The sequence below is a fragment of the Micromonospora sp. NPDC047753 genome (genome assembly GCF_040642735.1).
Taxonomy (GTDB): Bacteria; Actinomycetota; Actinomycetes; order Mycobacteriales; family Micromonosporaceae; genus Micromonospora.
On sequence record NZ_JBEYSL010000137.1, the window covers coordinates 1 to 14217 of the forward strand.

General features: G+C 70.3%; 13 protein-coding genes and 2 pseudogenes. 12 read left to right on the forward strand and 3 right to left on the reverse strand.

Annotated elements, in window-relative coordinates; all coding sequences use genetic code 11:
• From ABZ749_RS14280 to ABZ749_RS14325, 10 genes and pseudogenes are all read left to right on the forward strand, one after another.
• A pseudogene (locus ABZ749_RS14280) lies at positions 1–309 on the forward strand (hypothetical protein); the annotation flags it as partial.
• Positions 310–319: 10 nt separating this feature from the next.
• Entirely contained in the window at positions 320–772 is a 453-nt protein-coding gene (locus tag ABZ749_RS14285; RefSeq protein WP_357227529.1) for a DUF6220 domain-containing protein, read from the forward strand.
• Entirely contained in the window at positions 769–2508 is a 1740-nt protein-coding gene (locus ABZ749_RS14290) for a multicopper oxidase family protein (RefSeq protein ID WP_357227532.1), read from the forward strand. Before ABZ749_RS14285 ends, ABZ749_RS14290 begins: the two co-directional genes overlap by 4 nt.
• Before the next feature lie 25 nt (positions 2509–2533).
• Positions 2534–2986 carry an OsmC family protein gene (locus ABZ749_RS14295; RefSeq protein WP_357227535.1) on the forward strand — a complete coding sequence of 151 codons (453 nt, stop codon included), beginning with the start codon at positions 2534–2536 and terminating at the stop codon, positions 2984–2986.
• Positions 2987–3033: 47 nt separating this feature from the next.
• Positions 3034–4119, forward strand: a complete 1086-nt coding sequence (locus ABZ749_RS14300; RefSeq protein WP_357227538.1) for a hypothetical protein — start codon at positions 3034–3036, stop codon at positions 4117–4119.
• 185 nt (positions 4120–4304) lie between these two features.
• A complete protein-coding gene (locus tag ABZ749_RS14305) occupies positions 4305–5705 on the forward strand; it encodes a non-reducing end alpha-L-arabinofuranosidase family hydrolase (RefSeq protein ID WP_357227541.1) in 1401 nt (466 codons plus the stop codon).
• A 255-nt stretch (positions 5706–5960) separates the two neighbouring features.
• Entirely contained in the window at positions 5961–6575 is a 615-nt protein-coding gene (locus ABZ749_RS14310; protein ID WP_357227544.1) for a dihydrofolate reductase family protein, read from the forward strand.
• Between the two features lie 77 nt (positions 6576–6652).
• On the forward strand, positions 6653–7327 hold the full coding sequence (locus tag ABZ749_RS14315; protein WP_357227548.1) for a hypothetical protein: 675 nt from the start codon (positions 6653–6655) through the stop codon (positions 7325–7327).
• Positions 7328–7450: 123 nt separating this feature from the next.
• Positions 7451–8344, forward strand: coding sequence for an SGNH/GDSL hydrolase family protein (locus ABZ749_RS14320; RefSeq protein ID WP_357227551.1), 894 nt, complete (start codon positions 7451–7453; stop codon positions 8342–8344).
• A 120-nt stretch (positions 8345–8464) separates the two neighbouring features.
• Complete coding sequence (locus ABZ749_RS14325) at positions 8465–9898, forward strand: protein kinase (RefSeq protein ID WP_357227554.1); 1434 nt, start codon at positions 8465–8467, stop codon at positions 9896–9898.
• Between the two features lie 64 nt (positions 9899–9962).
• Here ABZ749_RS14325 and ABZ749_RS14330 read toward each other — a convergent pair whose 3' ends face one another.
• The 3 genes from ABZ749_RS14330 to ABZ749_RS14340 all read right to left on the reverse strand — a co-directional run bounded on the left by ABZ749_RS14330 (position 9963) and on the right by ABZ749_RS14340 (position 12978).
• Complete coding sequence (locus ABZ749_RS14330; protein ID WP_355008593.1) at positions 9963–10985, reverse strand: glycoside hydrolase family 11 protein; 1023 nt, start codon at positions 10983–10985, stop codon at positions 9963–9965.
• A 431-nt stretch (positions 10986–11416) separates the two neighbouring features.
• Positions 11417–12562, reverse strand: coding sequence for a DUF6596 domain-containing protein (locus tag ABZ749_RS14335; RefSeq protein ID WP_357227562.1), 1146 nt, complete (start codon positions 12560–12562; stop codon positions 11417–11419).
• 8 nt (positions 12563–12570) lie between these two features.
• The gene (locus ABZ749_RS14340) at positions 12571–12978 is read right to left on the reverse strand and encodes a YciI family protein (RefSeq protein WP_357227559.1); all 408 of its coding nucleotides are present in this window, start codon (positions 12976–12978) and stop codon (positions 12571–12573) included.
• Positions 12979–13176: 198 nt separating this feature from the next.
• Between ABZ749_RS14340 and ABZ749_RS14345 the strand changes: the two genes are divergently transcribed.
• Positions 13177–13632 (forward strand): Fur family transcriptional regulator, encoded by a 456-nt coding sequence (locus ABZ749_RS14345; RefSeq protein WP_354969622.1) that lies wholly within the window; start codon positions 13177–13179, stop codon positions 13630–13632.
• Positions 13629–14132 (forward strand): annotated as a pseudogene (locus ABZ749_RS14350) (catalase-peroxidase); the annotation flags it as partial. The gene ABZ749_RS14345 and the pseudogene ABZ749_RS14350, both read left to right, overlap by 4 nt.
• Positions 14133–14217 lie beyond the last annotated feature (85 nt).

Sequence of the window (14217 nt, forward strand, 5' to 3'; positions counted from 1 at the left end):
GGCATGATGAGCAGCTGCGCGCCCTCCACCGCGCCCAACGCCGTCCACCACGCGTTCGAGCCGGTGAACGTGGCCAAGGTGCTGCCGTGGCGGGCCGTCGACCTGGTCCGGGACGTGCCGGGCGCGGACCGCGTCGGGACGCGGATCGCGTTGCTGGCGGCGTTCGCGCCCGGCGCGATCAGCCCGGGCGACGTCGCTCTCTGGCGGCTCTCCCACCCCGCCGACGCCGACCTCGTGCGGTTGGTCGCGTACGGGGCGATCACGGCCACCGATCACGTCGCCCAGGCCCTCGCCTCGGCGCACCTCTAGGAGGCAACCCATGCGCAAGGCACTCGTCATCATCAGCGCACTACTGCTCGTCGGGTTCGCCGTGCAGTTCGTCCTCGCCGCCGTGGGTGGGTTCACCAGACCCGCCGGCGACGACGCGTACGCGCTGCACAGCGTCAACGGCATGGCGGTGATCCCGCTTCTCACGCTGCTCACCGCCCTGTTCGCCGCGCTGGCGAAGGCACCCGGAAAGATCATCGGACTGGCGGTCCTCCCGATCGGCCTCGTCGCCCTCCAGCCACTCATCGCCATGGTGGCGGAGGCGTCCACCGACGCGTCGGGTGTCAGCACCCCGCTCGGCCTGACCATCGGTGGGTTGCACGCGCTCAACGGGATCATCGCGGTGCACGTCGTGGTCGGCGTCCATCGGGCGGCGCGACAGCTCGCCGTGCCGGCCGCCGCCGGCGCGGCTCGGCTGGTCACCCGGGAAGGAGAGCCGGCGTGACCACCGGGTCGCTGCTCGTGGCCGACCTCGTGATCGCGGTCCTCGCGGTCGCCGCCTGGCTGGGGGCTGGCGCCGCGTCCGCCGCCCGTCGTCGCCCGCTCGCACTGGGACTGGCGGTCGTCGCGCTGCTCGCCACGCTCGCCCGCGCGCTCACGATCACCGCCCTCGCCCGGGCCGGCTGGTGGTTCGCGGCGGAGAAGGTCCTCATCGCGGCTCCGCTGTCGCTCGCGGCGGTGGGTGTCGCCGGTCCGCGGTTGCTGCGGGCCCCGGGCGACATCCGGGCCGTCGCGGTCCCGCTCCTCTTCGCCGGGTACGCCACGAGCAGCGCCCTGCTCGTGACGGTCCTGCACGGCTATCCGGCGTCGGCCGGGGCGGGACTGCTGGCGGTCGCCGGGGTCGTGACGGCCACGGTGATCTCGGCGCGTGCGCTCGGTGCGCGCCCGTCCCGGACGGCGTCCCGGGCGGCCCTCGTGGTGGCGGTCGCGGCCCTGCTGACCGGAACCGGGCTGACCGTCACCCCGGGCGCCGCACCCGCCGTACCGCATGAGCATGGTTCTCCGGCGACCCGCATCGCCGACGAACCCACCCGGCGGTTCACACTGACCGCCGCAACCGCCACTGTGGACGCGGGCGGGCGGAACGTCGCGGCGTGGGCGTTCAACGGGCAGGTCCCCGGACCGGAGTTGACCGCCACCGTCGGCGACGTCCTGGAGGTGACGCTGCGCAACCGGAACATCGAGCGCGGCGTCACAGTGCACTGGCACGGGTACGACGTGCCAAACGATCAGGACGGGGTACCCGGCGTGACCCAGGCGGCGGTGCGGCCCGGGCAGGAGTTCGTCTACCGGTTCCGCGCCGACCAGGCCGGAACGTACTGGTACCACACGCACTCGGCCTCCGATGTCGGCGTGCGGATGGGTCTCTACGGGGTGCTGGTGGTGCGACCGGGCCCGGTGACCGGCCTCGACGTCACAGTGCCGGTGCACACCCTGGCGGGCCGTCCGTTGCCCGCGCCGAGGGTGGAGAAGGTCGAGGCCGGCGTGTCGGTGCGGTTGCGGCTGATCAACACCGACAGCACGACGCACCGGTACGCCCTGGCCGGGACCGCGTTCCGGGTGGCCGCGGTCGACGGCGTCGACCTGCGCGGCCCGACGCCGCTGGTGGACACCGCAGTGCTGATCCCGGCCGGGGGCCGCTACGACCTGGTCTTCGACGCGCCGGCGACCCCGGTGGCACTGGTCGTCGACGGACGGACCGTCTACTCGACCGGCCCGGTGTCGACGGCGACCGGTGCCTGGCCGGTGCTGGATCCGCTCGGCTACGGCGCGACTGCCCCGGTGCAGTGGTCCCGGTTCGACAAGACGTTCACCCTCGTCCTCGATCGCGGACTCGACCTGCGCAGACTGCTACCGCGGTACGCCCACACCGTCAACGGCGCGGCCGATCCGGACATCCCACCGCAGGTCGTACGCCTGGGTGACGTCGTACGGTTCACGATCGTCAACCGTTCACAGATCGTGCACCCGTGGCACCTGCACGGCCACCACGTCCTGGTGCTGGCCCGCGACGGTCGACCGGCGACCGGAAGCCCGCTGTGGCTGGACTCGTTCGACGTCCGTCCGGGCGAGGTGTGGGAGGTGGCGTTCCGGGCCGACAACCCGGGGATGTGGGCCAACCACTGCCACAACCTGGCGCACGCCGATGCCGGGATGACGCTGCATCTCACCTACTCGTGATCGCCGAGACGGGTAGTTTTCTGTCATGACTGAGGACACCTTCCGTTCGGTGGCGATCGAGCGCACCAGCCTGGGCAACTACGTCGTGCGGAACTCCCGTGGTGGGTCGGTGTCGCTGGGCACGGGCGAGGACGGCAGTTTCACGCCGGTGGAGTTGCTGCTGGCCGCCATCGGCGGTTGCGCCGCGGTGGACGTGGACCACATCACCAGTCGTCGTGCCGAGCCGACCGAGTTCACCGTCGCCGTGACCGGTGACAAGATCCGGGACGAGGCCGGCGGAAACCGGATGCGCAACCTGCGGGTCGAGTTCACGGTGACGTTCCCGGAGGGCGCGGAGGGCGACGCGGCCCGTGCGGCGCTGCCCCGGTCGTTGCAGCAGTCGCACGATCGGTTGTGCACGGTCTCCCGTACCGTCGAGCTCGGCACTCCCGTCGCGATCGCCGAGGGCCCGGGGCCATCAGCGACTGATCGGCGCTGAGCACTGCTACTCAGGCCTGTGCGGCTCGTTCGTGCGAGGGTGGCGGGATGCGTCGACTACTGGTGCCACTGCTGATCGTCCTCACCGTGGTGGTGGCGTGTGCCGACCCGAACGCCCAGCCGGGTCGCTCGGACCCGACGGTCGCGCTGCCGGCGCCCACCGAGTTGCTCGCCGACGGCAGCGTGCCCTGGGCCGACCTGAAGATCACCGACGAGGACTTCAACGGTCGCCCTGCCGCGCCGAGAACGCCGGCCAACGACAGCGAACCGTGCCGGGCGGAGCAGCTGGCCGGTCGGCTCACCACCTGGACGCGGCCCGGCAACGGCGGTGAGACGCCTCGGGGCTTCGACGCCGCCATCGGCAAGCTCATCGGCGAAGTGGACGTGCGGAACTCGTCGACGGTCGAGTGCACCCTGCAGGGCGAGGTGCCCACGACCATGCGCGCCGCCGGTCGCGAGATCCCGATGCTCTACACCCACGGCATCGACGAGGAGGGCCGCACCCGGGTGATCGTCGTGCCGGCCGGCGGCAACGCCAGCCTGCGTCTGGACTGGTCCGGACCGTTCTGCCAGCCGGTGAAGGGGTCGTTGGAGCTCGCGATCGAGCTGCCGCACGACGGTGGCAGGCTGCGCGCACCGGTAACCGCCGTCGAGCGTCCGGGCTGTCCGCAGGGGGAGGGGGTCAACCCCCGCGCGCGCGGGACGCTGTCCGCGAGCGGGTTCACCGAGCCGGTGGCGGTGTCGAAGCCCCCGTCCTCGCCGCTCGAGAAACTCACCGTCGCTGTGCAGGGGCCGACGACCGCCGTCGCCGGGTCGCGGCTCACCTTCCGGGTGACGCTGGGCAACCCGACCGACGGCCCCCTCGCGTTGGACCCTTGCCCGGCCTACCTGATGGAACGGTTCTCTCTCGGCGACGCGACGAACGACGCGGTGAATTCGGCCCAGCTCTACCGGCTGAACTGCCGCGCCCTACCGCAGATCCCCGCTGGCGGCACTGCCGTGTTCGAAATGGTCGCCGAGGTGCCGGCCTCAATGCGGGCCGGGCGCGAGCTGACCGTGACGTGGAAGCTCTATCTGCCGCACTACGTACAGCGGAGCAACCAGTTCGGTGTCGTGACCCTCACCGTCGCCTGAGGAGGTCACCGCTTGGCCGGCAGCATCGGCAACCTCGACATCGGCGAGAACGAAAGATAGATGCTGTTGAGGGTATGGGAGCGCTCCCGTAGCATACCTGACGCGGCCTGTTAACGTTCACAACCGCTTACCACGCAATGACCACCACCAATGTATGGGCCGCCGTCCCGCGAGGAGGGTGCTACATGGTCAGATCCAGAGCCACCAATGCCGGTCTGGTTGCGGCCGGCGTCGGCTTACTGCTGTCGTCGACAGTTGTCGCGGCGCTGCCGGCCGGTGCCGCGGCTGAGGGTTGTTCGGTGAACTACGCCGTGTCGTCGCAGTGGCAGGGCGGCTTCGGTGCCAACGTGGCGATCACGAACCTGGGTGACCCGCTGAGCAGTTGGACGCTGACCTGGTCGTACGGTGCCGGGCAGACGGTGACGCAGGCCTGGAACACGTCGCTGACGCAGAGCGGGTCGGCGGTGACCGCGAAGAACGTGAGTTACAACGGTGCGATCCCGGCCAACGGCACTGTGTCGTTCGGGTTCAACGGGTCCTGGACGGGCAGCAACCCCGCCCCGACGAGCTTCGCCCTGAACGGTGTCACCTGCACCGGTGGCACGACGCCGACTACTCCGCCCCCGACTACTCCGCCGCCGACCGACCCGCCGCCGACCACGCCGCCGCCCACCCAGACCTGTGACCTTCCGTCGACGTACCGGTGGTCGTCGACCGGTGCGCTGGCGCAGCCGAGGTCCGGTTGGGTCTCGCTGAAGGACTTCACCGTCGCGCCGTACAACGGCCAGCAGCTCGTCTACGCCACCACCCACGACACCGGCACCCGGTGGGGCTCGATGAACTTCGGCCTCTTCTCGAACTACTCGCAGATGGCCTCGGCCAGCCAGAACGCGATGAACAACGCGACAGTGGCGCCGTCGCTGTTCTACTTCGCGCCGAAGAACATCTGGGTGCTCGCCTACCAGTGGGGTGGGCCGGCGTTCTCCTACCGGACCTCGACCAACCCGACCAACCCGAACGGGTGGTCAGCGGCGCAGACGCTGTTCAGTGGCAGCATCACCGGTTCGGGCACCGGCCCGATCGACCAGGCGGTCATCGGTGACGACCAGAACATGTACCTGTTCTTCGCGGGTGACAACGGCAAGATCTACCGGGCCAGCATGCCGATCGGCAACTTCCCCGGCAGCTTCGGCTCCAACTACACGACCATCATGAGCGACTCGACGAACAACCTGTTCGAAGCCGTCCAGGTCTACAAGCTCCAAGGCCAGAACCGTTACCTCATGATCGTCGAGGCGATCGGTTCGCAGGGTCGCTACTTCCGCTCGTTCACCGCGACCAGCCTGGGCGGATCGTGGACCCCACAGGCCACCAGCGAGAGCAACCCGTTCGCCGGCAAGGCCAACAGCGGCGCCACCTGGACCAACGACATCAGCCACGGTGAGCTGCTGCGCACCAACGCCGACCAGACCATGACCGTTAACCCCTGCAACCTGCAACTGCTCTACCAGGGTCGTTCCCCCAGCTCCGGCGGCGACTACGGCCTCCTGCCGTACCGGCCGGGTCTGCTGACCCTGCAGCGCTGACCGGCTTCGATCGCGCTCGACCGAACCGGAACGGGGCGGGCTCGGCGTCACACCGAGCCCGCCCCGCACCACGCCGAGCGCGATTGATCCTTCGGCGTCCCCGGTCTCCGGAAACCTGGCACTGGATCGCTCCCGTGACGCCGGCTGACAAAGACGGGACACGACACGCGCCAGCGGGGCGGGCTGTGGCTGACGAGTTTGGGACGATGCGCCGGTCGACCTACCGACATCACCCGACTCGAAGGGACCTCCGCGATGGCAAAGGTCATCTCCACGCTGTTCATCTCGGCCGACGGTGTGGCCGAGATCGACCCTGACTGGCACTTCCCGTACTTCGACGAGAACATGGGCCGCGCCGTCACCGAGGACTACGACGCCGCCAACGTGCTGCTCATCGGCCGCGAGACGTACGACAGCTTCGCCGGGGCCTGGCCGGACCGTGAGGCCGCCGGTGGCGAGGACGCACCGTTCGCCAAGCAACTGGGCGACATGCGCAAGGTCGTCGCCTCGCGTCAGCCGCTGGAGTTCTCCTGGCGCAACTCCGAGCTGATCGACGGGGACCTCCTCGATGCCGTCACCGCGCTCAAGGCCGACGCCGGGGTGCGCGGGGTTCTCATCCCCGGGTCGATCTCCGTCGTGCAGCAACTGCTCGCCGCCGGCCTGGTCGACGAGCTGCGTCTGCTGGTGCATCCGGTGGCCGCGCGCAAGGGCCGCAGGCTGTTCGACGAGGGTGACGCGGCGTACCACCTGCGACTGCTGGCAACGGAAGCGTTCCCGACGGGTGTCCTTCGCGTGATCTACGCGCCGGGCCCGGCGCCGACGCCGGTTGGCTACGACGAGGTCAAGGACCAGGCGCCGGCCGGAAACTAGGGCGCTCCTGCGGGGACGGCCGCCGCGCCGGCCGTTCTCCGAGCGAGGCCGTCACAGGCCCATGTGAAGATCTCGGCGTGACCGAGTGGACGTACAACGATCGCCCTGCCGGCGTCAGGTTTCTCAGCGATCGGATCCCCGAGCCGGGCCGCACCGCCATCGAGGACGAGCTGTGGGCCTGGGTGGTGCGTGGTGAGAGCGACGCGGACGAGTTCGTCGACTTCTTCGACGACGACGACGAGCGCTGCGGCGCGACCGACGATGAGCTCAGGGCGGCACACGAGACGGCGTTGGCGGTTCGGCGGGAGCAGCAGCGCGAGTGGGGTGAGGTGCGCGGCAACCTCACCCGTGCCTTCGTCGAGCTCAACGGGCTGGGGGTGTTGGCCCGGGAGAACTTCAGCTGTTGTGGCACCTGCGCGAGCGCCGAGATCGACGACGAGCGGGACGACTCACGGCACTGGCGCGGGTTTCTCTGGTACCACCAGCAGGACACCGAGTCGCTGCTGGCGAGCGAGGACGGCGAGGTCTACCTCGGTTACGGCGTCTATCCGCCGGCCGACTTCGACGAGGCCGCCTACGCGGGCCTGTCGGAGGCCGAGCAGCAGGCCAGCTACCAGGCCGACCTGGAACGACTGCTGGACGAGGTCGCGTTCCCGGTGCTGCGCAAGCACGGCATGCAGGTGGAGTGGAACCGCAAGCAGTCCCGGCGGATCGAGGTCACCGGTGCCCGGTGGTATGCGCCACTGAATTGACCGCCATCGTTCCATCCCACACTTCGGCCAGATGTTTAGTGAGGCCCATCGATATTGACGCGCGGCCTCGGCGGCGACAGGATCTCGGGCACCACCACCCCTGATTCCCTCCTGGGAGGCGCCATGACCCGTCCCCGCCTGCCCCTCCTGCGGGCAGCCACCCGGTTGGCCGCACTCGCCCTCGCCACCGCCGGCGTGCTGCTCACCGTCGCCACCCCCGCCAGCGCCGCCGTGCCCACCGGCCGCTACGTAGCGCTGGGCGACTCGTACACCGCAGGCCCGCTGATCCCCACCCAGGTCGACCTCAACTGCCTACGGTCCAACCGCAACTACCCGTCGCTGGTGGCGGCGTCCGCCGGTTCGTCGTCGTTCGCCGACGTGAGCTGCTCCGGCGCCACCACTGACGACATCCTCTACGGCGGTAGCGGCCAGCTGGGCATCACGACGCCACCGCAGCTCAACGCGGTCACCTCGAACACCTCGCTGGTGACGGTGCAGATCGGCGGCAACGACATCGGTTTCGCCGGCATCATTGGCGACTGCGCGGAGGCGAGCGTCAGCAGCCCGCTCGGATCTCCGTGCAAGAACCGGTACACCGCCGGAGGCGTCGACCAGTTGCAGGCACGGATCGTCGCCGCCACACCGAAGATCACCGCCGTGCTCCGGGCGGTCCGGCAGGCCGCGCCGGGCGCGCGGGTCGTGGTGCTCGGCTATCCGGCGATCCTGCCCGACAGCGGTTACGGCTGCTGGCCGGTCGTTCCGATCGCCTATCAGGACGTGCCGTACCTGCGTGGCGTCGAGAAGTCGCTCAACGCGATGCTGGCCAGCGTCGCGAGCGCCAACGGCGCCACCTACGCCGACGTCTACACGCCGTCGATCGGCCGTGACGCGTGCAAGAGCAGCGGTACCCGGTGGGTCGAGGGTCTGGTGCCGCAGAACTCGGCCGCGCCGTTCCACCCCAACGCCCGAGGTGAGCAGGGCATGGCCACCGCCCTGATCGCCAGACTGAACAGCTGATCAGGCCCCCGAACGGTCGAAGCGGCCCCGTCGGAAGTGGCGGGGCCTCTTCATGGGGACACCGGGCTCGGCCGACGTCGCGGTGCTTGGGATCGGGCAGTCCGGGGTACCGACGATGTCATGCCGATTGTGGGGGAAGTCGTCGGGGACCGTTACCGTCTGCTCGAGAGCATCGCCAGCGGTGGAATGGGCGATGTCTGGCGGGCGGTCGACGAAACCCTGGACCGCCGCGTCGCGATCAAGATGCTGCGACCGCGGCTGGTCACCGATCCCGGCTTCGGCGAACGGTTCCGTCGCGAGGCCCGGGCGATGGCGGCCCTGCGTCACCCGGGTGTCGCGCAGGTCTACGACTACGGTGAGGTGTCCCAGCCCGACGCTCCGGTGCTCGCGTACATCGTCATGGAGTGCGTGCAGGGGCAGCCCCTGTCGGAGCGGATCGCCGAGACGGGCCGGCTGGGTGTGGCCGAGACGATGTCGATCGCCGCGCAGACCGCCCGCGCGCTCCAGGCCGCCCACGACGCCGGCGTCGTGCACCGGGACGTCAAACCCAGCAACCTGATCATCGAGCCGGACGGGCACGTCATACTCGTCGACTTCGGCGTCGCGGTGACCCAGGAGGCGGCGAGCCTCACCGGGACGAACCAGGTCGTCGGCACCGCCCTCTACATGGCACCCGAGCAGGTCACCAGGAGCGAGACGACGTCGGCGATCGACATCTACGCGCTGGGGGCGGTCGTCTACCACTGTCTTGCCGGCAGGCCCCCGCACGAGGGCGAGAACGCGATAGCGGTGGTGTTGCGCCATCTCGAAGAGGAGCCGTCGCCACTGCCCGAGGACGTTCCGGAGGCGGTCCAGCGGTTGGTTGCCACAGCGATGGCCAAGGACCCCAGCCGTCGCTTCCCGACGGCGGCGACAATGGCCGCGGCGGCCCAGATGCTCGCGGATCCGGCCGATCAGCTGCGGACGGCTGTCGGAGCGCCGGTCGGGGCGGCGGTCGGGGCGGTCGAACGCACCGAGATTCAACGGCCGGTCGTCGGCGGTGCGGCGAAGCGGTCGGGCGGCCCGGGGCCCAAGGTGCTCGCTGTGGTTCTCGGATCGATGGCCGCCGCAGCCGCCGTCCTGGTGTTCGCCGATCCCATCGGGATGATGACGGGCCCGACCGACGGGCCGTCGACGCCGCCAGCGGTGTCCACGACGGGCCCGTCGCAGCGCGAGCCCGACCTGGGCGTGGGTGGCGGAGAACCGGCTACCCGCGGTTCCGGGGGCCTGCCGGTCCGCGCGCCTGGCTCCCCGACCCCGACGGCAGGCGTTTCGGCGGGTGCCGGGCCGGTCGGCCAGCCAACGCCCTCCGGCGAGAGCACCGGGGGCGCGCCCGAGCCCACCTCGTCCGAAAGCCCGCCAGCGGAGCCGACGGCAGCCCCGACGGGTGGGACGACGGCGGCGCCGACCGCGACAGCGTCCGCGGAGAGCGATGAGGAGTCGGCCCCGGAGCCGACGAAGAAGCCGTCCCCGGGGGCGCCGGCAGCGGACGAGAACGCGGCGCCGGAGGTCTAGCGACGACTGCTGGCGTGACGGCCGAGGCCGCCACGCCAGCAGTGTGGGTCAGGAGTCGATCGGGTCAGCCGGTGCTGCAGGTGATCGTCGGCCAGTTCCAGTTGCCGTTGGCCATGACCGTGATCCCGAAGTTGTTGCCGTTGCCGTTCGGCCTCGCGGTGACGGTGCCGCTGCTGCCGCTGACGGAGGCGTTCCAACTGTTCTGGATGCTCTGGCCACCACCGAGGCCGAGGCTGACCACCCAGTTGTTGGTGCCGCTGACGGCGACATTGAGGTTGAACCGGTCACCCCACTGCTGGCCGGCGGAGATCGTCGCGTTGCAGTTGCCGGTCCCCGGGTTGCCGGTGGTGGGCGGAGTGGTCGGGTTGCCGCCGCTGCCCTCCCGCACGGTGATGTCGGAGCTTCCCTGGCTCTGGTAGCCCTCGGTGGCCATGACCTGGTAGCTGTGGTTGGTGCCGAGGTTCAGGCCGGCCCGGGCCCAGGCGTCGAAGTGGTTGGCGGTGGTGATGGTGCCACTCGAGCGCTTCTGCTGACGGACGCTCCAGAACTGGTAGAACGTCTGGTTGCCATCGATCGACGGGGCGTTGACCCGCTGGCTGCGGAGGATGTCGTAGGTGCCGCCGTCAGTGGTGACAGTGCCCATCCGCTGTGCGCCGCTGCTCGGGTTGTAGCTGCCGAAGTTCTCCACCACGTAGTACTCGATCAGCGGGTTGCGCGTCCATCCGTACAGGGCGAGGTAGGTGTTGTTGTTGCCCGGGTTGTAGCTGCCCGAGTAGGTGACCGTCCGCCGGCTGCCGGTGGCCCAACCCTTGCCGCCGACCCAGTTGTTGGTGCTCCTGTCCCAACTGCTGGTGTATCGGCCATCGGCGCGCAGCGTCATGCTGGCGTTGCCGCTGTCCTTCCAGAAGGAGAAGTAGTACCCGTTGTGCGTGCCGGTGAGGTTCGACGTGAGGGTCCGGTCGGCCTCGGCGTACGCGTTGGTGGCCGTCATCGTGCCGGCGACGGCCACGACGGCGGCGCATGCGGCGCCCAGGAGCAGCCGCATACGGGCGCGGCCTCTCGGTTTGGTGTGGCTGGTGTCGGTCATGGAACTGTTGCCTCCTCTGACGGCTGGCGGGGGCCAGCGGCGCGGTACGCCTCGGCAGGCTGCCGGCGGCCGGGTGACGGCCACGGCGTCGTACCGCTCGGTGGTGGTGGGGCCGGTCGTCCTGCACGACGATCGGAGAAGTGGGGCGTGGTGGCTGGTGCTGACGACAATCGAATGCCGTCGATGGCGACCGTATTAACCCGGCCGTCGACTTGTCAACAACTTCCGGAAACAGAGCAGCAACACCGCCGTCATCACCGGAGCGGCATCCATCCAGGTCAGTAGTGGATCAGAGGTCAGGGCGGTCGTCACGGCGTCCCGACAGCCGAACATTGGCCGGGATGGTGCCGCCGAAAGTTCCGGAGACTTTCCGGACCAGGTGCCCCGGCCTTGGTCAACGACACGGGCGGACGCTCCCGTTGCCCGAGGGGTCAGCGACGCCGTAGGTCGTTGAGCCGGGCGGCCTGGCGGGTCAGATGGTCGCGTTCGGCGAGGTTGGGGGCCTGCTGGGCAGCCTCGGCGTACAGCCGCGCCGCCGTTGCCAGGTCGCCGTCCCGCTCGTTCAGGTACGCCGCCACCGCCGTGTACCGGGGCAGCGCGTCGTCCACCGCCGCGAGCGCCGCCAGGCCGGCCCTGGGACCGTCGGCCTCACCGACCGCCACCGCGCGGTTGAGTCTGACGACCGGGTTCCCGGTCAGGCGCACCAGTTCGTCGTACCACTGCACGATCTGCACCCAGTCGGTCTCCGCGGCGGTGGGCGCGTCCGCGTGCAGCGCCGCGATGGCCGCCTGGGTCTGGAACTCACCCAGTTGGTCGCGGGCCAGGGCCGCCTGGAGAATCGCGACGCCCTCGGCGATCGACCGGGTGTCCCAACGGCTGCGGTCCTGCTCGGCGAGCGGCACCAGGCTGCCGTCGGGGGCGGTCCGGGCGGCGCGCCGGGCGTGGTGCAACAGCATGAGTGCCAGCAGCCCCGCCACCTCGGGGTGGTCGATCGCGGCCGCGAGCTGCCGGGTGAGCCGGATGGCCTCGGCGGCGAGGTCCACGTCACCGGAGTAGCCCTCGTTGAAGACCAGGTAGAGGACGCGCAGGACGGTGGCGACGTCACCGGGTCGGTCGAACCGCAGCCCGGAGACGGTGCGCTTGGCCCTGCTGATGCGTTGCGCCATGGTCGCCTCGGGCACCAGGTAGGCGTGGGCGATCTGCCGGGTGGTCAGCCCGCCGACAGCGCGCAGCGTGAGCGCGACAGCGGACGACGGCGTGAGCGACGGGTGGGCGCACAGGAAGTAGAGCTGGAGCGTGTCGTCCGCGGTGGGGGTGGGCCCCGGCGCCGGCTCCTCCTCGACGAGATCCTCGCGTCGACGGCGAGCGGTGTCGGCTCGGGCCGCGTCGAGGAACCGTCGCCACGCCACGGTGGTCAGCCAGCCCTTCGGGTCGCGCGGCGGGTCGGCCGGCCAGACCCGGACCGCTTCGACCAGGGCGTCCTGCACGGCGTCCTCGGCCGCCGCGAAGTCGATTCCGCGGCGGACGAGGATCCCGAGGACGCTCGGCGTGAGGTTGCGCAGCAGCGTCTCGTCCATCGGAGTCGTCACTCCGTGATGGTGGGCGGCTCGCTCAGGAACGGGCGCAGCTCCAGCCACTCGTGGATCGGCTTCCCGCCCGCCCCGGGCGCGGCCGACAACTCCCCGGCCAGCTCGACAGCCCGGTCGTAGCTGTCGACGTCGATCACCATCCAGCCGGCGATGAGATCCTTGGTCTCCGCGAACGGGCCGTCGGTGACCGGCGGGCGACCCTCGCCGTCGTACCGGACCCACGCTCCCTCCGGGGCGAGTGCCTGACCGTCGACGAACTCGCCGGTCTCCTCGAGTCGGGCCGCGAAGTCGCGCATGTACTGCATGTGGGCCGAGATCTCCGCCGGGGTCCACTGGTCCATCGGCACGTCGTTCACCCCGGCCGGGCCGCCCCGGTAGTGCTTGAGCAGCAGGTACTTGGCCATCGTGGTGCTCCTTGGTGTTGGCTGCGACCCGTCGTGGTCACGTTCACTCCGGGGACGGAGCCGCTCGGCACTTCTCGACATGGCTGTCCGAATTTCTTCCTCCCGCAGGTTAACCTCGGGTGAATCGTCCGCCGTTGGGGCACCTCGGGCGGCGCAAAACTTGATTCGTTCCAAAAAAGTGAGCTAGTGTTCGTACCCGTGATGTCCGACTTCGAGGCGCAGCTACGGGCTGTCTCGTTGCGCGTGACCCGGCCCCGGTTGGCGGTGCTCGCGGCGCTGCGTGACCACCCGCACGTCGGCACCGACGCGGTGATCGCGCTGGTCCGCGCGGACCACCCCACGGTCTCCCACCAGGCGGTGTACGACGTGCTGCGGGTGCTCACCGACGCCGGGCTGGTGCGGCGCATCCAGCCGGCCGGGGCGACAGCCCGATACGAGTCCCGGATCTCGGACAATCACCACCATGTCGTGTGCCGCTCCTGCGGCGCCATCGCCGACGTCGACTGTGCCGTCGGCCACGCTCCCTGTCTCACCGCCTCAGGCGACCACGGCTTCGTGGTCGACGAGGCGGAGGTCGTCTACTGGGGCACCTGTCCCGACTGCGCGACCGAACGCACGCCCCAGAGATCCGCAAGCTCGGAAGGAAGTACATGAGCGACACCCAGGACAACGGCCCCGTCAGTGCGCAGGGCGTGGACCAGAAGGCAGCGGCCGGCTGCCCGGTCGCGCACGACTCGGTGACCGCGCACGGCAGCGAAAGTGAGAACCCGGCGATCGACTCGCCGACCCCGAAGACCGGTGGTCGTCCGCGCACCAACCGGGACTGGTGGCCCAACCAGCTCGACCTCTCGGTGCTGCACGCCCACTCGTCGAAGGGCAACCCGCTGGGCGAGGACTTCAGCTACGCCAGGGAGTTCGCGAAGCTCGACGTCGAGGCCCTCAAGCGCGACATCGTCGAGGTGCTCACCACCTCGCAGGACTGGTGGCCGGCCGACTTCGGCCACTACGGCGGCCTGATGATCCGGATGAGCTGGCACGCCGCCGGCACGTACCGCATCGAGGACGGCCGGGGCGGCGCCGGCGACGGTGGGCAGCGGTTCGCGCCGCTCAACAGCTGGCCGGACAACGCCAACCTGGACAAGGCCCGCCGGCTGCCTCCGCGACGTGGCCTCATCATGACCAGACACTGTGGAGCCGCCGAGGGGGCGCAACGCCGAGCGAATTGATCATCGTTTGGGC